At 70.8% G+C, this 21,712-nt stretch carries 14 protein-coding genes, 1 rRNA gene and 1 pseudogene; 11 read left to right on the top strand and 5 right to left on the bottom strand.

All coding sequences use genetic code 11. The features are described from left to right. Positions 1-3,762 carry a trypsin-like peptidase domain-containing protein gene (locus tag CW359_RS42130; protein ID WP_105975549.1) on the top strand — a complete coding sequence of 1,254 codons (3,762 nt, stop codon included), beginning with the start codon at positions 1-3 and terminating at the stop codon, positions 3,760-3,762. Positions 3,763-3,950: 188 nt separating this feature from the next. Beyond that, positions 3,951-4,898, top strand: coding sequence for a bifunctional riboflavin kinase/FAD synthetase (locus tag CW359_RS42125; RefSeq protein WP_105975548.1), 948 nt, complete (start codon positions 3,951-3,953; stop codon positions 4,896-4,898). Between the two features lie 89 nt (positions 4,899-4,987). Here the strand turns inward: CW359_RS42125 and CW359_RS42120 are convergent, their stop codons facing one another. The 3 genes and pseudogenes from CW359_RS42120 to CW359_RS42110 all read right to left on the bottom strand — a co-directional run bounded on the left by CW359_RS42120 (position 4,988) and on the right by CW359_RS42110 (position 10,447). Continuing rightward, entirely contained in the window at positions 4,988-9,112 is a 4,125-nt protein-coding gene (locus tag CW359_RS42120; protein WP_408647584.1) for a nucleotide-binding protein, read from the bottom strand. Between the two features lie 312 nt (positions 9,113-9,424). Continuing rightward, positions 9,425-9,589: pseudogene (locus tag CW359_RS47745) on the bottom strand (SCO5717 family growth-regulating ATPase); the annotation flags it as partial. A gap of 456 nt (positions 9,590-10,045) precedes the next feature. Then, positions 10,046-10,447, bottom strand: coding sequence for a DUF397 domain-containing protein (locus CW359_RS42110; RefSeq protein WP_232838837.1), 402 nt, complete (start codon positions 10,445-10,447; stop codon positions 10,046-10,048). Between the two features lie 308 nt (positions 10,448-10,755). On the opposite strand from CW359_RS42110, the gene rpsO reads away from it, so the two are divergent. The 5 genes from rpsO to CW359_RS42085 all read left to right on the top strand — a co-directional run bounded on the left by rpsO (position 10,756) and on the right by CW359_RS42085 (position 16,276). Next, on the top strand, positions 10,756-11,043 hold the full coding sequence (gene rpsO, locus CW359_RS42105; RefSeq protein WP_006381404.1) for a 30S ribosomal protein S15: 288 nt from the start codon (positions 10,756-10,758) through the stop codon (positions 11,041-11,043). 341 nt (positions 11,044-11,384) lie between these two features. After that, positions 11,385-13,601 (top strand): polyribonucleotide nucleotidyltransferase, encoded by a 2,217-nt coding sequence (locus CW359_RS42100; protein ID WP_105975546.1) that lies wholly within the window; start codon positions 11,385-11,387, stop codon positions 13,599-13,601. After that, positions 13,598-14,977 carry a M16 family metallopeptidase gene (locus tag CW359_RS42095; RefSeq protein WP_105975545.1) on the top strand — a complete coding sequence of 460 codons (1,380 nt, stop codon included), beginning with the start codon at positions 13,598-13,600 and terminating at the stop codon, positions 14,975-14,977. The genes CW359_RS42100 and CW359_RS42095 overlap by 4 nt, the downstream gene beginning before the upstream one ends. 50 nt (positions 14,978-15,027) lie before the next feature. Continuing rightward, entirely contained in the window at positions 15,028-15,780 is a 753-nt protein-coding gene (dapB, locus tag CW359_RS42090) for a 4-hydroxy-tetrahydrodipicolinate reductase (RefSeq protein ID WP_105975544.1), read from the top strand. Between the two features lie 37 nt (positions 15,781-15,817). After that, a complete protein-coding gene (locus CW359_RS42085) occupies positions 15,818-16,276 on the top strand; it encodes a tetratricopeptide repeat protein (protein ID WP_105975543.1) in 459 nt (152 codons plus the stop codon). Between the two features lie 51 nt (positions 16,277-16,327). Here CW359_RS42085 and CW359_RS42080 read toward each other — a convergent pair whose 3' ends face one another. Continuing rightward, complete coding sequence (locus tag CW359_RS42080; RefSeq protein WP_105975542.1) at positions 16,328-16,885, bottom strand: PH domain-containing protein; 558 nt, start codon at positions 16,883-16,885, stop codon at positions 16,328-16,330. Positions 16,886-17,013: 128 nt separating this feature from the next. Beyond that, positions 17,014-17,253, bottom strand: coding sequence for a hypothetical protein (locus CW359_RS42075; RefSeq protein ID WP_105975541.1), 240 nt, complete (start codon positions 17,251-17,253; stop codon positions 17,014-17,016). Between the two features lie 194 nt (positions 17,254-17,447). On the opposite strand from CW359_RS42075, the gene thyX reads away from it, so the two are divergent. From thyX to CW359_RS42050, 4 genes are all read left to right on the top strand, one after another. Further along, entirely contained in the window at positions 17,448-18,188 is a 741-nt protein-coding gene (gene thyX / locus CW359_RS42070) for an FAD-dependent thymidylate synthase (RefSeq protein ID WP_105975540.1), read from the top strand. Positions 18,189-18,407: 219 nt separating this feature from the next. Then, positions 18,408-19,307, top strand: coding sequence for a 4-hydroxy-tetrahydrodipicolinate synthase (gene dapA, locus CW359_RS42065; protein ID WP_105975539.1), 900 nt, complete (start codon positions 18,408-18,410; stop codon positions 19,305-19,307). 129 nt (positions 19,308-19,436) lie between these two features. Further along, positions 19,437-21,122 (top strand): ribonuclease J, encoded by a 1,686-nt coding sequence (locus CW359_RS42060; protein ID WP_105975538.1) that lies wholly within the window; start codon positions 19,437-19,439, stop codon positions 21,120-21,122. A 507-nt stretch (positions 21,123-21,629) separates the two neighbouring features. Beyond that, a 16S ribosomal RNA gene (locus CW359_RS42050) occupies positions 21,630-21,712 on the top strand; the annotation flags it as partial.

Here is a 21,712-nt window from a genome sequence, read left to right as displayed (position 1 = left end):
ATGGCGGGACGGGGCCCGCGCGCCGGGGGCGGCCGTCGGCCGTCGGCCGACGCGCCCGGGACGCGGGAGGACGGGACAGCGGCCGAGACAGCGGTAGAGGCCGCCGACGCGTCGCTCGTGCGGGTGTGCGACCTGGCCGGACGCCCACGCGGCACGGGCTTCGTGGCCGACCACCACGGCACCCTGATCACCAGCCACGAGGCGGTCGACGGCCTGGCCCGACTCGTCCTGCACGGCCCCGCGAACCGTACGTGCGTGGTGTCGGCGGCGGACGCGGTGACCCCGCTCCCGACCCTGGGCCTGGCTCTCGTCCGCACGGAGGGCCTGGGCGTGGACCCGCTCCCCGTCTCGGTACGCGACCGGGTGGCGACCGGCACCTACGTCCGGATCGCGGCGGGCGGCTGGCGCGAGGCACGCGTACTCGGCACGACCGACGTGACCTACACGGCCACGGACCGCTTCCACCTCCTCCCCGACGCCCTGGAACTGGCGATCGGCACGGCGGGCAGCGACGCGCTGCGCCTCGGCGGCGGCGCGGCCGGGGGACCGGTCCTCGACCGTACGACGGGAGCGGTGCTGGGCGTACTGGGCACGGCGCTCCTGCCCCGGCCCACGGACACGTCACCGGAACCGCCCGGCCACCGCGCACCCGGCTTCGCGCTGAGCCTGCGTACCGGGCGGGACACGGACGCCCCCCTCGCCGACCTCCTCGCCCGCAACGCGGCGACGGTCCCCGCGTACGGCGCCGACCTCAACCTCGCGGGCGTCCTCGAACTGACGGCCACCTCGGTGGGCTCGGACGGCCCGCCGGGCGCCCTGTCGGGCTTCGTGGGCCGCGCCTCGGGCGGCCTGGAGGGCCTGGAGGGCTTGGAGGCGGGCACGGTAGAGCCGGTGGAACGGACGGAACTGGCAAGGCAGCTGAAGGAGTTCACCACCGTACGCGACAGCCCGTCCGCCGTCCTCGGCCTGGTCGGCGCCCCCGGCACCGGCCGTACGACGGAACTGGCGGCCCTGGCGGCCCGCCGCCACCGCGACCCGGAACCGGCGCCCACCCTGTGGCTGCGCGGCGCCGACCTGCGCGACGAGGACACGTCGGTGGCGGACGCGGCCCGCCGCGCACTGGAGCGGGCGGCCCGCATCGTCGCCGCGTCGGGCACGTACGGCGCCGACCTGGGCGACATCACCCCGGAACGCCTGGCAGCCCTGGCCCACAGGACCGACCGCCCCCTCCTGCTCCTCCTGGACAGCCCCGAGGAGATGCCCCCGCTGCTGGCCCACCGGGCGAAGGAGTGGACGCGGGCGACGGAGAGGTGGCTGCGGGGGGCGCAGGCCCGCCTGGTGGTGGCTTGCAGGCCGGAGTACTGGGAACAGACGGGGACAACACCTCCAGCCGGTCCGGCGTTTGAGGACGAGCGCGTTGAGCGCGACAAGGGGGGTCTGGGGGCGCAGCCCCCAGAAGGGATGGGAACGGGTAGGGGCGGCGGGGGCGAAAAAAACCTACGGTCACCCCACCCCCACCTCCACGTAAGCGACCTCACCGAAGCCGAAGCCCACCAAGCCCAGGCCCGCTACGCCATCCCCCCAACCACCCTCACCCCCCAGGACGCCCGCCACCCCCTCACCCTCCGCCTCCTCGCCGAGATCCGCGCAGCGCTCCCCTCCGTCTCCACCCTCCCTGACGCCCCCGAAACCCCCCAGCTGGACCGCCACGACGTCTTCACCGCCTACCTGGACCTCATGTGCCTCCGCATCGCAGTCCGCCTCGCCGCCGAGAACGGCCTGCGAGGCACCCCCGTACGCCGCCTCGCGGCCAAGGTCTCCGGCCAGGTCCACGAGGCGGCCCGCCGCAGCCTGGGCCCGGGCCAGGGCGAGCTGGACCGCGCGTCGTTCGAGTCCGTGTTCCCCTGGGGCCCCGCACCGGCCCGCCTGGGCGGCGGCACGGGCTGGGCGTCGGCCGTCCTCACCGAGGGCCTCCTCGTGCCCGCCGGTACGGGCTACCGCTTCGCCCACGAGGAACTCGCCGACTGGATCCAGGGCACGCACCTGGACCTGGACGAGGCGCTGCACGCCCTGGTCCACCGCCGCCGCCCGGACGACGACAGGAACGGCGCCCTCGTCCCCGTACCGCACCACCGCATCGGCCCGGTCGTGCAGTCCCTGCTCCTCCTGGCCCGCCAGCAGGGCGCCCCCGAACTGGCGCACCGCCTGCGGGACTTGGCGCGGGCGATCGCCCCGCAACCTCAACCGTCGCCGTCAGCCACTGTGACCGCAACCGACGGTGTCACCGCGTCCGCCTCCGCCACCTGGTGGGCGACCCACCTCCTCACCGACGTACTCCGCCAAGTCCCCGACGCGACCCCGTACACCCACGTCCTACGCCTCCTCGCCGACCGCATCGTGTCCCGCCACCGACGCGACCAGCCGGTCCCCCCGGAGCTGGGCCCGGCCTTCTGGACGGCCCTCCGCCTCCCCGAGGCCACCCGCGTCGACCTCCTCCGCCGACTCGTCGTGGTCGACGCTCCTCCGGCCCGCTCTGACCAGCCGCGTTCCGATCAGCCGCGCTATCTGGACGCCGTCGCCCAGCTGCTCGCCGCTGACCCCACCGCCGTACAACCCCTCCTCGCCCACTGGTTCGACGACGACCGCCCGCTGCCCGCGACGCCGGACGCGACCGTGGCGACCGCCGCGCAGGCGCTGCTGCACACGCACCGGCACCGGGCCCTGGACGACCTGACCGAGGCGCTCGTTGACAGTGCGCACCGGCGTGCGGACGAACTCCTCGCCGTGCTCGCCGAGGAGGAGCCGTCCGCGCTCTGCCGGGCCGTGGACCGGTGGGCGCACGACGAGCGGCCGGCCCGGCGGGTCGCGGCGGTGGCGTACGGCACGCGTGTCGCACCTCATGCGCGCACCGAGGCCGACCGCGACCTCCTGCGCTACGCGGCCCTCACCCTGCTCGCCCGTCCCGGCGACTGCACGCTGCACGGCGGCGCGCTCGCGCTCCTCGTCGGTGATCCGCGCACCCGCGACCGTCATCTCCCGCAGGCGCTACGGCACTTCACGGCCGCCGACCCGCACCTCCCGCCGAGCGCCCTGGTCCCCGCCCTCACGACCCACCCGGAACCGGTCCTGGACGCGTTCCGGGCCCGGCTCCTCGGGCCGGAGCCGGACGACGCGCTGCGCACCCTCGCCGACGTCACGACCCCGGCGCTCGCCCGCCGGGTCGCCGTCCTCGTACGGGAGGTGATGGAGCGACGCCCGGAGACCGCCGGGCAGCTGGCCGCGTACGTCGACCGGCGCCTCGACCACGGACCGACCGTCAGGCCCGTACTCCTTCCGCTGGTCACAGGCCTCCTCGACGAGGGCCCTGCGCCGGTGCGCGCCGCGCTCGCGACCGTGCTGGCGGCGCCCGGGACCCCGGTCTCCCGTCCCCTCCGTCACGAACTCCTCGAAGCCCTGCTGTCCCGGGAGCACGACCCCACCGTGCTGGACGCGCTGCTCCGCGCCACCGCGGAGGCCGCGGCCCGGCACGGTGCGGAGCGCACTCGGGGCCTCGTGCACCGCTGCGGACTGATGCTCGTGCGCACACCGGAGGGTGCGACGCGGTTCGACTGCTGTCTGGTCGAGGTGAGCAGGCGGGTGCCCGGGTTCGCGGTGCGGGCGGCGGGCTGGCTGGCCGACACTCCCGGGGAGTGGGCCGTCGTGGTCGGCCCCAGCACACGCCGCATGATCGAGAGCCTGGCGGGGGTCCGGGTCCCCGCGTAGCGCGCGCTCACGGCCGGCGGCCGACGGTCGTCGACCCGGCCTTGTCACGTGCGCCCCGTCACAGCCTCCATGCCGATGCGAGCCGGGCGCTTCCGGCATGGCACCCTTAGACCTGCGTTGGGAGGCCTGTACGAGAAGGCCTGCGTAAGAGGCAGACACGGACACGGGTTCGACGAGGAGCGGTCACAGTGCAGCGCTGGCGTGGCTTGGAGGACATCCCCGAGGACTGGGGACGCGGCGTCGTCACCATCGGTTCCTACGACGGGGTCCACCGCGGACACCAGCTGATCATCAGGCATGCCGTGGAGCGCGCCCGTGAGCTGGGCGTTCCCTCGGTCGTCGTCACGTTCGACCCGCACCCCAGCGAGGTCGTGCGCCCCGGCAGCCACCCGCCGCTGCTGGCCCCGCACCACCGCCGCGCCGAACTGATGGCCGAGCTGGGCGTCGACGCGGTCCTGATCCTCCCCTTCACCAAGGAGTTCTCGAAGCTCTCCCCGGCCGACTTCGTGGTCAAGGTCCTGGTCGACAAACTGCACGCGCGTGCGGTCGTCGAGGGCCCGAACTTCCGTTTCGGTCACAAGGCGGCCGGCAATGTCCAGTTCCTGACCGAACTCGGCCGGACGTACGACTTCGAGGTCGAGGTCGTCGACCTGTATGTGTCGGGGGAGGCGGGCGGCGGCGAGCCGTTCTCGTCCACGCTGACGCGTCGGCTGGTCGGCGAGGGCGACGTCGGGGGCGCGCGAGAGATTCTCGGCCGCCCGCACCGTGTCGAGGGCGTCGTCGTCCGGGGCGCGCAGCGGGGCCGCGAAATGGGCTTCCCCACCGCCAACGTCGAGACGCTGCCCCACACCGCGATCCCGGCCGACGGTGTCTACGCGGGCTGGCTGCACGCGGACGGCGAGGTGATGCCGGCCGCGATCTCCGTCGGCACGAACCCGCAGTTCGACGGCACGGAACGGACGGTGGAGGCGTACGCCATCGACCGCGTCGGCCTCGATCTGTACGGCCTGCATGTCGCCGTCGACTTCCTGGCGTTCGTGCGGGGCCAGGCCAGGTTCGACTCGCTGGACGCGCTGCTGGTGCAGATCGCCGAGGACGTGAAGAAGTGCCGTGAGCTGATCGCGGCGGCGGAGTAGTAGCGCGGTACGCAAGAAACGGCGGCCGGTGTCCTGGGGGACACCGGCCGCCGTTCGCTTTCTCGCCTCGCCTCGCCTCGCCGCTACGGCTACTGCTGCGGAGGCTGCGGGTAACCGGGCTGCTGCTGGGGCTGCCCCGGCTGAGGCGGATAGCCGTACGGCTGCTGGGGTTGTGGCTGCTGGTACGGCTGACCGGGCTGGGGCGGCGGTGGGTACTGCTGCCCGTGCCCGGGGGCGGGAGCGGGCGGGGCCGGATACGGCTGCCCCGGCGCGGGCTGCCCCGGAACCTGATGAGCCTGCGGTTGCTGGTACTGCTGGTACTGCTGCTGATGTCCCGGCATCGGCGGGGCCGCGACCGGGGGCGGGTTGCCGTCCGAGGTCCAGAGCCCGTGCATCTGCTGGTGCCGTACGAAGTCCTCGGCGATCAGGGCGGCGAGGTTGAAGTACGCCTCCCGGACCTTGGGCCGCATCATGTCGAGGTCGACCTCGGCACCGGCGGCGAGGTGCTCGTCGAAGGGCACGGTGATGACGCCCCGGCAGCGCGTCTCGAAGTGGGAGACGATGTCCTCCACCTTGATCATCTTGCCGGTCTCGCGCACACCCGAGATGACGGTGAGGGACCGCGAGACGAGGTCCGCGTACCCGTGCGCCGACAGCCAGTCCAGCGTCGTACTGGCGCTGCTGGCACCGTCCACGGACGGCGTCGAGATGATGATCAGCTGATCGGCGAGGTCGAGTACGCCCCGCATGGCGCTGTAGAGCAGACCGGTACCGGAGTCGGTGAGAATGATCGGGTACTGCCTGCCCAGTACGTCGATCGCGCGCCGGTAGTCCTCGTCGTTGAAGGCGGTGGACACGGCCGGGTCGACGTCGTTGGCGATGATCTCCAGCCCGGACGGCGCCTGGGAGGTGAACCGCCGGATGTCCATGTACGAGTTGAGGTACGGGATCGCCTGGACGAGGTCCCGGATGGTGGCTCCGGTCTCGCGCCGCACACGTCGGCCGAGGGTACCGGCGTCCGGGTTGGCGTCGATGGCGAGGATCTTGTCCTGCCGTTCGGTGGCGAGGGTGGAGCCGAGGGCGGTGGTCGTGGTCGTCTTGCCGACACCGCCCTTGAGGCTGATGACGGCGATGCGATAGCAGGACAGCACGGGAGTCCGGATCAGCTCCAACTTCCGCTGCCGCTCGGCCTCTTCCTTCTTCCCCCCGATCTTGAACCGGGAGGACGAGGCGGTGGGCCGCCCGCTCTTCGCCTTCTGCTTCTTGTTGTTGAGCAGCCGGTCGGAGGACAGCTCGACGGCGGCGGTGTAACCGAGCGGCGCGGCACCGGGGTTGGTCATCTGCCGCTGATCGTGCTGTATGGGCTGCGGCCAGGCGGCCCCGGTACGCGGATCGACGGGCTGCTGCTGCGGCACGGCGCCGGGCATGCCGTCGGGCCCGGGATTCCCGAGCGGAGGCGGAGGAGGAGACGCGGGAACGGCCCCCGGCGCCTGCCCGGCCACATACGGGGGCGCCTGGGGCCCGGCCTGCGGCTGGGCCCCGTCGGCCTGCTGCGGCACATGCGGCTGCGGCGGCGCTTGCCCGGAGGACGCCTGCGGGAAGGGGAAGCCGTAGCCACCGGGTGCGCCGGTGGGCCCGGTGGGCGCAGGGGGCTGGACGGGGTGACCGGGGTGACCGGCGTGCGGGAAGCCGTAGCCGGGTTGCGGGGCCGGGGGCTGGGGCGCGGGGGCTCCGGCGGCGGGCGGGAACGCGTAACCGTCCTGGGGGTGCCCGGGGACAGGGGCCGGGGGAGCGGTGTTACCCGGGGTACCGGGTGCCGGGGGCTGGGTGCTCGGGGGCGGGAAGCCGTACCCGTCTTGGGGGTTGGGGGCGGCCGGGGCCGGTGCGTCCTGCTTGGGGGGAGCGGAGTCGCCCTGGGGGTCGGGTGCAGCAGGGGCCGGCGGCTGGGCGCCCGGGGGCGGGAAGCCGTACCCGGCCTGCGCATCGGGGCCCGCGGGGGCAGGCGCCGAGGAGGGCGAACCCGGCGGGGGGAAGCCGTAGCCGCCCTGCGGGTTGGGCCCCGTGGGCGCCGGGACGGCAGACGGTGCCGCCGGGGGCGGGAAGCCGTAGCCGGAGGGTGCCGCGTCCTGGGCCGGGGCGGGGGTGCTCGGGGCCGGCGCTTGGGCCTTGGGGGGCGGGAAGCCGTACTCGTCTTGGGGATTGGGGCCTGCCGGGGTCGGCGAGGGGGCGGGGTTCGGGGCGGGCGTGCCCGGGTGGGGGAGGCTGTGGTCGCCTTGGGGGGTGGGAGCGGTCGGGGCTGGGGGCTGGGTTCCGGGGTGCGGGAAGCCGTAGCCGCCCTGGGGCGTGGGGCCCGCCGGGGTCGGCGTGGGCTGAGGGACCCGGGAGCCGCTCTGGGGGTTGGGGGCAGCCAGGGGCTGGGTCCCGGGCGGCGGGAAGCCGTATCCGCCTTGGGCGTCGGGGCCTGCGGGGGCCGGTGCGGGCGTACCCGGCGCGGGGAGGCCGGGGTTGCCCTGGGGGTTGGGGGTGCCCGGGGCCGGGGGCTGGGTGCCCGGAGGCGGGAAGCCGTAGCCGCCCTGGGGCGTGGGGCCCGCAGGAGTTGGCGTGGGTTGGGGGAGCCCGGAGTCAGCCTGAGCGCTGGGGGCGGCCGGGGCCGGGGGCTGGCTGCCGGGTGGCGGGAAGCCAGGTCCGCCCTGGGGGTTGGGGGCAGCCGGGGTCGGAGGTTGGGTTCCGGGTGGCGGGAAGCCGTATCCGCCGTGGGCGTTGGAACCTGCGGCGGCCGGTGCGGGCGTACCCGGCGCGGGGAAGTCAGGTCCGCCTTGGGCGTTGGGGGCAGCCGGGGTCGGAGGTTGTGCGCCGGGTGGCGGGAAGCCGTATCCGCCGTGGATGTCGGTACCTGCGGGGGCCGGTGCGGGCGTACCCGGCGTCGGGAAGTCAGGTCCGCCCTGGGGGTTGGCAGCAGCCGGAGCCAAAGGCTGGGCGCCGGGCGGCGGAAAGCCGTAACCCTCGTGGACGTTGGAACCGGCCGGAGCCGGAGAAGGCGTGCTCGCGTAGCCCCCCTGAGCGTTGGGGACAGCCGGAGCCTGCGCCGGAGCCGGAGGCTGGGTGCCGGGCGGTGGGAAGCCGTACCCGGCTTGGGCGTTGGGGCCTGGCGGAGTTGCGCCGGGCACGCCCGACTGCGGGAAGCCGTAGCCGCCCTGCGTGTCGGGACCCGCCGGGGTCGGTGCAGGTGCGCCCGGTTGCGGGAAGGCGTAGTCCCCCTGGGCGTTCGGTGTCAGCGGCTGCCCACCCGGAGGCGGGAAGCCGTAGCCGCCCTGGGCGTTGGAGCCTGTGGGAGCGGGCGGAGTTGCCTGCCCGGCGGGCGGCGCGTCCGGGGCCGGGAGGTTCGGGACCACCGTGGCCGGGTTGGGCGGCGGGAAGCCGTAACCCGCATGCGGAGCGGCGGGCGCCGGTGCCTGCGACTGGAACGGCGTCGGTGCAGGCGCGGCCGACGCGGCCTGCGGCTGCTCCGGCGCTGCTACCTGCTGCTGGGGCTGCTGCGGCTGCCCGGGCCACTGTCCCGCCGTCGCGGGTGCAGCCGGCTGGTACGACGGAGGCAGCGGCGGCAGTCCGCCCTGGCCCGTTGACACGGGAGCCCAGGCGGGCGGCACTGTTCCGGGGGCGCCCGCAGGCAGCGGGGGTAGGTTCAGCGGTGCGCTGGGCACCGAGTCCCGTACCGGTGCGGCCGGTGCGGAGTCATGTACGTCGTCGACCGCGTTCGGCGCCGACGGGGCGTCCTCCGGCTCCGTCGACTCTGCCTCGGGCTCGGCGTCGGCCACCTCGGCGCCCACCGGCTCGGGGGCAGCCGAGTCCGCCGCCTCAGGGCTCTCGGACCGCACGTCGGCGACCTCGGCATCCTGGACGTCGGTCTCCGCGTCCTGCACCTGCGCCCCGGCACCGCTCACCTCATCGGCGACGTCGCCGACATCCGTACCCTCGGCACCCGCAGCGTCCGTAGCGTCCGCGACAACCTCAGTCTCCGGAGCCTCCGGGGCACTCCCCGCGCCCTCGACGGCCGAATCGACGGAGTCGTCACCAGACTCACCGGACTCACCGCCGCCGGTCACGTCCGCCTGCTCCTCGACGTCCGGCCGCACGGCAACCGGGGCGATCCGCATCGTCGAACCGCTCTCCAGGTCACCGTCCTCCGCCACGACGGCCGGCGGATCGGCCGGCATCGCAGGCGTCCACTGGGCCTGGAACCCGCCCACGGGAAGACCGGGCAGAGCCGCAGGACCGACGGGACCGCCCATCTGCAACCCGGGCACAGCCGCAGCACCGGAAACCGCACCGGCACCGGCGTCTACAACCGCCCCCGCACCCACACCCGCGTCATCGCCCGACTCCGACTCCGACTCCGACTCTGGCACTTCCTGCGCATCCGGCTCCGAACCCGACTCATCGGCGTCCGCGTCCGCATCCGCATCCGCATCCGCATCCGCACCTGCATCTGCCTCCGCGTCCGCTGCCGAATCCGTCTCGCTCCCGGATGCTCCCGATCCCCCTGACGCCCCCGACGCGTTCTGCGTATACCAGGCAGGCGTCGCGTAATCGATGGTGAACTCGCCCGTCATCTCGCTGGCGGACTCCGCGTCGGACTGGTCATCGCCGGGTGTGGCCCAGCCCCCGCGGATCCCGTCCCGATCGCTGTTCACAGTTCCTCCTGGTGTGGTCGAGCACCCTCTTGCCGTGCTGGGGCGACCATTTCTCGTCTGTATTCATGTCGTCCGAAGCCGGTTCCTCAGTGGGTTTTGTCCACCTTCTCCGGCATCGGGCGGTGGAGGTCGTCCGATCTGCCCGGCTCTTCCCCCGGTACTCCGGCCCAGCCTAATCACCGCGACCCCCGCCCCGGCAGGCCCGGCCACCCCTCAGTGACCGTCCATTACGTCACAGCCTGACCGCAACCGATCCCGTCCGTACGCGAACCGCCTTGTCCGGCAAGCGAGTTGACACGACCGGAACGAAATCCGCCCCACACGCTCCACAACCCCACATGCATAGTAGGCGGCCCCTCTGACAACGCCCTGCGCGGAAAAGCGCACGAAAAAGGGGGCGGGGCCGGCGCATGGCACCGATCCCGCCCCCTCCTTCCGGGCGCCGAGCTACTCCACCTACTCCACATCCCCGCCGGAGTCTGTACCGGCACCGGCACCCACACCCGTACCCGCACTCGAATCCGAAGCCGCCGCCTCGGCCGCCGCGAGCCCGCCGTTCTGCTCCGTCGGCTCCAGATCGAACTCCCCGTCGCGCGCACCCAGCACGAACGCCGTCCACTCCGCCTCCGTGTAACGGAGGACGGTGTCGTGGTCCAGGGACGACCGCATGGCCACCGCGCCCTCGGGGAGATACGCGATCTCGACCCGCTCCTCGTGCTCCTCGGTACCGGGGGCGCTGTGCCACTCGACGCCCGAGATGTCGAGGGAGTACAGCTCGTCCCGCTCCCGCTCCTTGCGCGCCTTGACGTCCTCGTCCCGCGCGGCCGTGGTGTCCTGTGCCCCCTGTGCCTCCGCCATGGCGAAGCGCCCCCTTCCCGACGTGAGTCATACGACCACTGCTGGTGCCGCAGTACGTAACTACGATCTACGATCTACGTTCTCACCCTAGTGGCCGAGCCCGCGCCGACCGGACTGTTTGCCCACCGCGGTGAAGACGGCCGCTGCCTGCTGGTATCCTGGGCGACGGCCGTTTGTGTACGCACCCCTGGAGTGACCCATTCCGGAGGCCGCGCGCAGCGGATCCCCGCCTCCCGAGTTACGGAAGCTCCCCTGAGAAGTGGACCAGGGGCACTCGGTGGCCAATGCAAAGACTACGAGGAGTACGCGTGTCGCTCGACGCCGCAGTGAAGAAGCAGCTCATCACCGAGTTCGGTACCAAGGAGGGCGACACCGGCTCCCCCGAGGTCCAGGTCGCGATGCTCTCGCGCCGTATCTCGGACCTGACCGAGCACCTCAAGACGCACAAGCACGACCACCACTCCCGTCGTGGTCTGCTGATCCTCGTCGGTCAGCGTCGCCGCCTTCTCCAGTACCTGGCCAAGAAGGACATCCAGCGCTTCCGTGCGCTGGTCGACCGCCTCGGCATCCGCCGCGGTGCGGCGGGCGCCAAGTAAGACGCTGTGAGAGGGAGCGGTTCCCACTTCTAGGGGACCGCTCCCTTTGCCGTACGTGCGGAAACGTGCGGAGTGTCACTGCCTCTTTGTAGTGTGGTAGCACAACGCAATACGCATGACACAAAACCCGTACGAACCTCGTACGACCGGACACAAGTCCGCATAAGGAGAAGTGCACCTCGCCGCCGCCGGTCCTCGGTAGTGGCCCCCGGGAGATGAGATCCCCGGGTGCTTCGATCGAAGACCGGCCCGCACTCAGAAGGCGCGCTTCTCCGACCCCACGTCCCTCTGCCACACGGGCAGGACGGGACAAAAGACGAAAAGTATCGGAGAAAACGCTAGTGGAGAACGAGACCCACTACGCCGAGGCCGTTATCGACAACGGATCCTTCGGCACCCGCACCATCCGCTTCGAGACGGGACGGCTGGCCAGGCAGGCCGCCGGTTCCGCCGTGGCGTATCTGGACGACGACACCATGGTGCTGTCGGCCACCACCGCCTCCAAGAACCCCAAGGACCAGCTCGACTTCTTCCCCCTCACGGTGGACGTCGAGGAGCGCCAGTACGCGGCCGGGAAGATCCCCGGTTCCTTCTTCCGTCGTGAGGGCCGGCCCTCCGAGGACGCGATCCTCACCTGCCGCCTGATCGACCGCCCGCTGCGCCCGTCCTTCAAGAAGGGCCTGCGCAACGAGATCCAGGTCGTCGCCACGATCATGGCGCTCAACCCCGACCACCTGTACGACGTCGTGGCGATCAACGCCGCCTCCGCGTCCACGCAGCTGGCCGGTCTGCCCTTCTCCGGCCCGATCGGCGGCGTCCGCGTCGCGCTGATCAATGGCCAGTGGGTCGCGTTCCCGACGCACACCGAGCTGGAGAGCGCCGTCTTCGACATGGTCGTCGCCGGTCGCGTCCTGGAGGACGGCGACGTCGCGATCATGATGGTCGAGGCCGAGGCCACCGACAAGACCATCACCCTCATCGCGGGCGGCGCCGAGGCGCCGACCGAGGAGGTCGTCGCCGCCGGTCTGGACGCCGCGAAGCCCTTCATCAAGGTGCTCGTCAAGGCCCAGGCCGACCTCGCCGCCAAGGCCGCCAAGCCCACCGGCGAGTTCCCGGTCTTCCTGGACTACCAGGACGACGTCCTGGAGGCGCTCACCGCCGCCGTCAAGGACGAGCTGTCCCAGGCGCTCACCATCGCGGGCAAGCAGGACCGCGAGGCCGAGCTGGACCGCGTCAAGGGTCTCGCCGCCGAGAAGCTGCTCCCGCAGTTCGAGGGCCGCGAGAAGGAGATCAGCGCGGCCTACCGCTCGCTGACCAAGTCCCTGGTCCGTGAGCGCGTCATCAAGGACAAGGTCCGCATCGACGGCCGCGGCGTCACGGACATCCGTACGCTCGCCGCCGAGGTCGAGGCCATCCCGCGCGTGCACGGCTCGGCGCTGTTCGAGCGTGGCGAGACCCAGATCCTGGGCGTCACCACCCTCAACATGCTCCGTATGGAGCAGCAGCTCGACACCCTGTCGCCGGTGACGCGCAAGCGCTACATGCACAACTACAACTTCCCGCCGTACTCCGTCGGCGAGACCGGCCGCGTCGGCTCCCCGAAGCGCCGCGAGATCGGCCACGGCGCGCTCGCCGAGCGCGCGATCGTGCCGGTGCTGCCCACGCGCGAGGAGTTCCCCTACGCGATCCGTCAGGTGTCCGAGGCCCTCGGCTCCAACGGCTCGACGTCCATGGGCTCGGTCTGCGCCTCCACCATGTCGCTGCTGAACGCCGGTGTGCCGCTCAAGGCCCCCGTCGCCGGTATCGCCATGGGCCTGATCTCCCAGGAGATCAAGGGCGAGACGCACTACGTCGCCCTCACCGACATCCTCGGTGCGGAGGACGCCTTCGGCGACATGGACTTCAAGGTCGCCGGCACCAAGGAGTTCGTGACCGCCCTCCAGCTGGACACCAAGCTGGACGGCATCCCGGCCTCCGTCCTGGCCGCCGCCCTCAAGCAGGCCCGTGACGCCCGCCTCCACATCCTCGACGTGATGATGGAAGCGATCGACACGCCGGACGAGATGTCCCCGAACGCCCCGCGGATCATCACCGTCAAGATCCCCGTGGACAAGATCGGTGAGGTCATCGGCCCGAAGGGCAAGATGATCAACCAGATCCAGGAGGACACCGGCGCCGAGATCACGATCGAGGACGACGGCACCATCTACATCGGTGCCCAGGTCGGCTCGCAGGCCGAGGCGGCCCGCGCGACGATCAACTCGATCGCCAACCCGACCATGCCGGAGGTCGGCGAGCGCTACCTGGGTACGGTCGTGAAGACCACCACCTTCGGTGCGTTCGTGTCGCTGCTCCCGGGCAAGGACGGTCTGCTGCACATCTCGCAGATCCGCAAGCTCGCCGGCGGCAAGCGCGTGGAGAACGTCGAGGACGTGGTGGCCGTCGGCGCCAAGGTCCAGGTCGAGATCGCCGAGATCGACTCCCGCGGCAAGCTGTCCCTCATCCCCGTCATCGAGGGTGAAGACGGCGACGACAAGAAGGACGACACCGACCAGTGACGTCGAGCAGCTCCACGGCGACGGCCCGCACCTCCTCGGAGGCGCGGGCCGTCGCCCGTACCCAAACCCTGATCAAGGGCACCAACGGCATCGGCACGGTCCGCAAGACCACCCTCCCGGGCGGCCTGCGCATCGTCACCGAGACGCTGCCCTCGGTCCGTTCCGCGACCTTCGGCATCTGGGCACACGTGGGCTCCCGGGACGAGACGCCGGCCCTGAACGGCGCCACGCACTACCTGGAGCACCTGCTCTTCAAGGGCACCACGCGCAGGTCGGCGCTGGACATCTCCTCGGCGATCGACGCGGTCGGCGGCGAGATGAACGCGTTCACGGCGAAGGAGTACACGTGCTACTACGCGCGCGTGCTCGACACCGACCTCCCGCTGGCCATCGACGTCGTCTGCGACATGCTCACGGGCTCCCTGATCCTCGAAGAGGACGTCAACGTCGAGCGCGGCGCCATCCTCGAAGAGATCGCGATGACGGAGGACGACCCGGGCGACTGCGTGCACGACCTGTTCGCGCACACCATGCTCGGCGACACCCCCCTCGGCCGCCCGGTCCTCGGCACGGTCGACACGGTCAACGCCCTCACCGCGGACCGCATCCGCCGCTTCTACAAGAAGCACTACGACCCGACCCACCTGGTCGTCGCGGCGGCCGGCAACATCGACCACAACAAGGTCGTACGCCAGGTCCGCGCGGCCTTCGAGAAGGCGGGCGCCCTCAAGCACCTGGACGCCGTCCCGATCGCCCCGCGCGACGGCCGCCGCACCCTCCGGACGAGCGGCCAGGTCGAACTCCTCGCCCGCAAGACCGAGCAGGCCCATGTCGTCCTCGGCATGCCCGGCCTGGCCCGCACGGACGAGCGCCGCTGGGCCCTCGGCGTCCTCAACACGGCCCTGGGCGGCGGAATGTCGTCCCGCCTCTTCCAGGAGGTCAGGGAGAAGCGCGGCCTTGCCTACAGCGTGTACTCGTACACGTCCGGCTTCGCCGACTGCGGCCTCTTCGGCGTGTACGCGGGCTGCCGGCCCTCGCAGGTCCACGACGTGCTGAAGATCTGCCGCGACGAACTCGACCACGTCGCCGAGCACGGCCTCTCCGACGAGGAGATCGGCCGCGCCATCGGCCAGCTGCGCGGCTCGACGGTCCTCGGGCTTGAGGACACGGGCGCGCTGATGAACCGTATCGGCAAGAGCGAACTGTGCTGGGGCGACCAGATGTCCGTCGACGACATGCTGGCCCGGATCGCCGAGGTGACCCCGGACGCCGTCCGTGAGGTCGCCCGCGAGATCCTGGGACAGCGCCCGTCGCTGGCGGTCATCGGCCCGCTCAAGGACAAACAGGCCGCACGTCTGCACGAGGCCGTCGCCTGACGGCCGTATCGGCTCCACCCCCGCTATCCGTCCGGTAAGGAAGCAAGAAGATGAGCAAGCTGCGCGTGGCGGTCCTCGGCGCCAACGGCCGTATCGGTGCCGAGGCGGTACGGGCGGTCGAGGCCGCCGAGGACATGGAACTGGTCGCCGCCCTCAGCCGGGGCGACAAGCTGGAGACCCTCGCCGACACCGGCGCCCAGGTCGCGGTCGAGCTGACCACCCCCGCCTCGGTGATGGGCAACCTCGACTTCTGCGTCCGCCACGGCATCCACGCGGTCGTCGGCACCACCGGCTGGACCGATGACCGCCTCGCGCAGCTCACCGGCTGGCTGGCCCAGTTCCCGGAGACGGGCGTGCTCATCGCGCCCAACTTCTCCATCGGGGCCGTACTGACGATGAAGTTCGCGCAGATCGCCGCGCCCTACTTCGAGTCGGTCGAGGTCATCGAGCTGCACCACCCGAACAAGGTGGACGCGCCCAGCGGTACGGCAGCGCGCACCGCGCAGCTCATCGCCGAGGCCCGGGCCAAGGCGGGCTCCGCCCCGACGCCGGACGCCACCGTCACGGCCCTGGACGGCGCCCGGGGCGCGAACGTCGACGGGGTGGTCGTGCACTCCGTACGCCTGCGCGGCCTCCTGGCCCACCAGGAGGTCCTGCTGGGCGGCGAGGGCGAGACCCTGACCGTCCGCCACGACTCGCTCCACCACAGCAGCTTCATGCCGGGCATCCTGCTCGGCGTACGCCGCGTCGTGGACACCCCCGGCCTCACCTTCGGCCTGGAAAACTTCCTCGACCTCGGCTGATGAGCGGGCAATCAAGGACCGAGGACTGAGGAACATCATGCGCGCGAAGCTCTCCTACGCCCTCACGGCCGCCGTCCTGGTCTTCTACTTCGTCCTGGTCGGCAGCCGCGGGATCATGCTCATACAGACCGGCACGCTGCTGACCGTCACCTTCGGCGTGGCGGTCCTGATCCTGCCGGTCATCGGTGTGTGGTTCCTCTGGAAGAACACCCAGTTCGTCCGGAGCGCCAACCGTCTCGCCGCCGAACTGGAGGCCGAAGGCGGCCTGCCCGTCGACGAGTTGAGGCGCACCCCGAGCGGCCGGGTGGACCGCGACTCGGCCGACGAGGTCTTCGCCCGGCGCAAGGCCGAGACGGAGTCGGCCCCGAACGACTGGCGCAACTGGTTCCGCCTCGCCGTCGCCTACCACGACGCCCGCGACACCCCCCGCGCCCGCAAGGCCATGCAGCGCGCGATCGCCCTGCACGACGGCAGGTCACCGGCCCAGCAGGCCTGAACACCCGGGCGCTGGCGCCCCGAAGAGGCGCGGGGCCACATCGATGTGCACTCAGCCCCGCCCGAACTCCGCGGCCCAGGCCTCCACACTGTCCGCCGCCCGGTCGAACGCCTCCATGCGGCCCACAAAGTCCGCGTTGTGCGTGGTGATCAGCGGCGCCAGATCGTCTGCGGCCCGGTCCCGTCGTACGAGAAGCAGTGCCTGCCCCTGCACAGTGCGGGGCAGCCCCAGCCACCGCACCGGCTGCTGCACCGTCCGTACGGCGACGACCTTCTCCCAGCGCGTCGTCCGCGTACCGAGGAAACCCACCCGGCGCAGTCCATGGGCACTCACCCACACGCCGACGCGCAGCAGCCGCAGGGCTACGGCGATGACGCCCAGCGCGATGCCGAGACACACGGCGCCGCCGGAGAACTCGCCGGTGGCCGCGATGATGACCGCCGCGAACAGGACGTACGAGGCGAGCAGCAGCAGAAGCGCCGCCACGCCCACCCGCCACGGGCCGGGGCGGTACGGGCGCCGCCAGCGGTCGCGGTCGTCGAACGGCAGCGCGACGCCGGCCGCGGCCTCGTCGGAGGTGCGGTCGGCCGTAAGGAAGGGCAGGGGCACGGCTGGTCCTCACTCAATTCCATGCTCGGGCTGTGCCCGGTGAGGTTATCGAGCCGACCGCCCGGTCACCAGCCTCGGGGGTCCGAGGAGGGCCGGACCACGCCATTCGGCCGCAGTCCGGCGGGACCTCAGCGGCTGTCGGCCGCCTCGGACTGCTGACTGTGCCCGGCCGACTGATCGACCGACAGCGCGGGCATACCGAGGACCAGCGAGCCCACGAGCCCGGCGACGATGGTGAGCCCCAGGAGCCAACGCCCGGCTATCTCACCGGCGGACGAGCGCTCACGGGGTGGGGGAACGACATTGCTGCGGAACTTCTCGGCTTCGGCGATGAAGGCGAACGGAACAGGCTCACGCCGGCGGAACATGGGGTACTTCTCCCTTTACGGATCTGGTTGCGGATCTGGGTCTCGAACTGATCGCTGCTGTCTGTACAGACGAGCGAACGACTCAAATGGTGCCCGGTTTCACCGACTTAACTCGGTGACGATGAAGATCGTCCCGTTTGGTGGGCCGTAGAGTGGCGACGCCAAGTGACGAGATGGGAAGGACCCGCCGAATCGTGACCCCCACCCCCGACGACGAGTTCAAGATCGACCTGCGTAGCGATGTGACCGTCGAGCTGGTCAAGTCCAGCGCGTCGGACTCCGATGTGCTGTTCGCGGCCCGTGTGTCGACCGTCGGGGAGCAGTCCCTGGACGAGTTGACGAAGGACCCGGAGAGTTCGACGGGGCTGATCAACTACCTGATGCGCGACCGGCACGGCAGCCCGTTCGAGCACAACTCCATGACGTTCTTCATCAGCGCCCCGATCTTCGTCTTCCGCGAGTTCATGCGGCACCGGGTGGGCTGGTCATACAACGAGGAGTCCGGCCGCTACCGCGAGCTGCAGCCGGTGTTCTACGTGCCGGACACCTCGCGCAAGCTCGTCCAGCAGGGTCGCCCGGGCAAGTACGTGTTCGTCGAGGGCACCCCCGAGCAGCACGAACTCGTCGAGCACGCCATGGAGGACGCGTACCGCCAGGCGTACCGCAACTACCAGGAGATGCTCGCGCAGGGAGTCGCCCGCGAGGTCGCCCGCGCGGTCCTCCCGGTCGGCCTGTTCTCGTCGATGTACGCCACCTGCAACGCGCGCTCCCTGATGCACTTCCTCGGCCTGCGCACCCAGCACGAGCTGGCGAAGGTGCCGTCGTTCCCGCAGCGGGAGATCGAGATGGTCGGCGAGAAGATGGAGGCGGAGTGGGCGAGGCTCATGCCGCTGACCCACGCGGCCTTCAACAAGAACGGCAGGGTCGCGCCGTAAGGCCGACACGCGCGCGTGTTCCACCGCCGGGCACAGATGTGCGGATCAGCCGAGCGAAGTGTCCGTATTGCGGTATTTCGAGAGGTTCATCTAGCCTGATCAAACGGACCCGGCACTGCTTGAACCCCCGAGCAGGCAGTGCCGGGCTCCGTATTTGTCCTGACTTTTCCCGCACCCCTAGGGCAGACCGCGCCCTGAGCAGCGAGTAGCGTGGTACCCATGGCTCCGACCTCCACTCCGCAGACCCCCTTCGGGCGGGTCCTCACCGCCATGGTCACGCCGTTCACGGCGGACGGCGCGCTCGACCTCGACGGCGCACAGCGGCTCGCCACCCACCTGGTGGACGCAGGCAATGACGGCCTGGTCGTCAACGGCACCACCGGCGAGTCGCCGACCACCAGCGACGCGGAGAAATCGGATCTCGTACGGGCCGTACTGGAGGCGGTCGGCGAGCGGGCCCACATCATCGCGGGCGTCGGCACCAACGACACCCACCACAGCGTCGACCTGGCCCGCGCGGCGGAGAAGACCGGCGCACACGGCCTCCTGACGGTGACGCCGTACTACAACAAGCCCCCGCAGGAGGGCCTGTACCGCCACTTCACGACCATCGCCGACGCCACCGAGCTGCCGGTGATGCTGTACGACATCCCCGGCCGCAGCGGCGTCCCGATCAGCACCGAGACGATCGTCCGGCTCGCCGAGCACCCCCGGATCGTCGCCAACAAGGACGCCAAGGGCGACCTCGGCCGAGCGAGCTGGGCCATCGCCCGCTCGGGCCTCGCCTGGTACTCCGGCGACGACATGCTGAACCTGCCGCTCCTGTCCGTGGGCGCGGTCGGCTTCGTATCGGTCGTCGGCCACGTCGTCACACCGGAGCTGCGCACTCTGGTCGAGGCGTACACCTCCGGCGACGTCCAGAAGGCCATAGAGATCCACCAGAAGCTGCTCCCGGTCTTCACCGGCATGTTCCGCACCCAGGGCGTCATGACCACCAAGGCGGCGCTCACCCTCCAGGGCCTGCCCGCCGGACCCCTGCGCGCTCCGATGGTCGAGCTGTCGGCCGACGAGATCGCCCAGCTCAAGATCGATCTTGCCGCCGGCGGGGTACAGCTCTGACATCAGACTTCACAACTGAATACGCGGGACACCTGTGTCCGCAGTCCACATCCGACAACTGCTTTTGCACGAACGTCATGCGCGCCACGTGCCTTACCGGTACGTGGCGCGTGTGGTGAGGAGAGTCTTTTGAGTCATCCGCATCCTGAACTCGGCGCCCCGCCGAAGCTCCCGAAGGGCGGCCTCCGGGTCACCCCCCTGGGCGGCCTCGGTGAGATCGGCCGCAACATGACCGTCTTCGAGTACGGCGGACGCCTGCTCATCGTCGACTGCGGCGTCCTCTTCCCCGAGGAGGAGCAGCCCGGCATCGACCTGATCCTGCCGGACTTCACGTCCATCCGGGACCGCCTCGACGACATCGAGGGCATCGTCCTCACGCACGGCCACGAGGACCACATCGGCGCCGTCCCCTACCTCCTCCGGGAGAAGCCGGACATCCCGCTGATCGGCTCCAAGCTGACCCTCGCGTTCATCGAGGCGAAGCTCCAGGAGCACCGCATCCGCCCGTACACCCTTGAGGTGACGGAGGGGAACCGCGAGCGCATCGGCCCCTTCGACTGCGAGTTCGTCGCGGTCAACCACTCCATCCCGGACGCGCTGGCCGTGGCCATCCGCACGCCTGCGGGAATGGTCGTCCACACGGGCGACTTCAAGATGGACCAGCTCCCGCTGGACGGCCGCCTCACGGACCTGCACGCGTTCGCACGCCTGAGCGAGGAGGGCATCGACCTCCTTCTCTCGGACTCGACGAACGCCGAGGTCCCGGGCTTCGTCGCCCCCGAGCGCGACATCTCGAACGTGCTACGCCAGGTCTTCGGGAGCGCCAGCAAGCGGATCATCGTGGCCAGCTTCGCCAGCCACATCCACCGCATCCAGCAGATCCTGGATGCGGCTCACGAGTACGGCCGCAGGGTCGCCTTCGTCGGCCGCTCCATGGTCCGCAACATGGGCATCGCCCGGGACCTCGGCTATCTGAAGGTCCCCCCGGGCCTGGTGGTCGACGTCAAGACGCTGGACGACCTCCCGGACCACGAGGTCGTCCTGGTCTGCACGGGCTCACAGGGCGAGCCGATGGCCGCGCTGTCCCGCATGGCCAACAGGGACCACCAGATCCGTATCGTCCAGGGCGACACGGTGATCCTGGCCTCGTCACTCATCCCCGGCAACGAGAACTCGGTGTACCGGGTGATCAACGGCCTGACCCGCTGGGGCGCGAAGGTCGTCCACAAGGGCAACGCCAAGGTGCACGTCTCCGGCCATGCGTCTGCCGGCGAGCTGCTGTACTTCTACAACATCTGCAAGCCGCGCAACCTGATGCCGGTACACGGCGAATGGCGCCACCTACGGGCCAACGCCGAGCTGGGCGCCATGACGGGCGTCCCGCACGACCGGATCGTCATCGCCGAGGACGGCGTGGTCGTCGACCTCATCGAGGGCAAGGCGAAGATCTCGGGCAAGGTCCAGGCCGGGTACGTGTACGTCGACGGCCTCTCGGTCGGCGATGTCGGCGAACCCACCCTGAAGGACCGCAGGATCCTCGGCGACGAGGGCATCATCTCGGTCTTCGTGGTGATGGACTCGTCCACCGGCAAGATCACGGGCGGCCCGCACATCCAGGCGCGCGGCTCGGGCATCGACGACTCGGCCTTCACCGACGTCGTGCCGAGGATCGCCGAGGTGCTGGAGCGCTCGGCGCAGGACGGCGTGGTCGAGCCCCACCAGATGCAGCAGCTCATCCGCCGCACGCTGGGCAAATGGGTGTCCGACACCTACCGCCGGCGCCCGATGATCCTTCCGGTCGTCGTGGAGGTCTGACGGGCCCGGAGGGCGTCAACCTGGAGCGGGGCTCCTCGATTTGCATCGAGGAGCCCCGCTCCAGTACGTTTACGGCTCCGCCAGCGAGGGAACCCGGCTCAACTGCGAGCCAGGGACCAGCCCGAGCGGGACGGAAATTCCGACTCAGAACTTCTGATAAAGTCGGAGTCGCCGGAAAGGGAAACGCGAAAGCGGAAACCTGGAAAGCACCGAGGAAATCGGATACGGAAACGGTCTGATAGAGTCGGAAACGCAAGACCGAAGGGAAACTGCCCGGAGGAAAGCCTGAGAGAGTCTCTTGGGTGAGTACGAAGGAAGCGTCCGTTCCTTGAGAACTCAACAGCGTGCCAAAAATCAACGCCAGATATGTTGATACCCCGTCCACCGCATTGTGTGGTGGTCGAGGTTCCTTTGATGCAGTAAACACAGCGAGGACGCTGTGAACGGTCGGGCTTATTCCGCTTGACTGTTCCGCTCTCGTGGTGTGCACCCGATTACGGGTAATCATTCACGGAGAGTTTGATCCTGGCTCAGGACGAACGCTGGCGGCGTGCTTAACACATGCAAGTCGAACGATGAACCCGCTTCGG

The organism is Streptomyces geranii (genome assembly GCF_002954775.1).
Taxonomy (GTDB): Bacteria; Actinomycetota; Actinomycetes; order Streptomycetales; family Streptomycetaceae; genus Streptomyces; species Streptomyces geranii.
Note: the sequence above shows the minus strand (reverse complement) of the source record. Positions and strands in the feature narration are given on the sequence as shown.

Coding starts and splice junctions, on each gene's coding strand:
- CW359_RS42130 (WP_105975549.1), top strand. CDS start 1: ATGGCGGGACGGGGCCCGCGCGCCGGGGGCGGCCGTCGGCCGTCGGCC.
- CW359_RS42120 (WP_408647584.1), bottom strand. CDS start 9,112: ATGCCGGCCGATCCGCCGGCCGTCGTGGCGGAGGACGGTGACCTGGAG.
- CW359_RS42110 (WP_232838837.1), bottom strand. CDS start 10,447: ATGGCGGAGGCACAGGGGGCACAGGACACCACGGCCGCGCGGGACGAG.
- dapB (WP_105975544.1), top strand. CDS start 15,028: ATGAGCAAGCTGCGCGTGGCGGTCCTCGGCGCCAACGGCCGTATCGGT.
- CW359_RS42085 (WP_105975543.1), top strand. CDS start 15,818: ATGCGCGCGAAGCTCTCCTACGCCCTCACGGCCGCCGTCCTGGTCTTC.
- CW359_RS42075 (WP_105975541.1), bottom strand. CDS start 17,253: ATGTTCCGCCGGCGTGAGCCTGTTCCGTTCGCCTTCATCGCCGAAGCC.
- dapA (WP_105975539.1), top strand. CDS start 18,408: ATGGCTCCGACCTCCACTCCGCAGACCCCCTTCGGGCGGGTCCTCACC.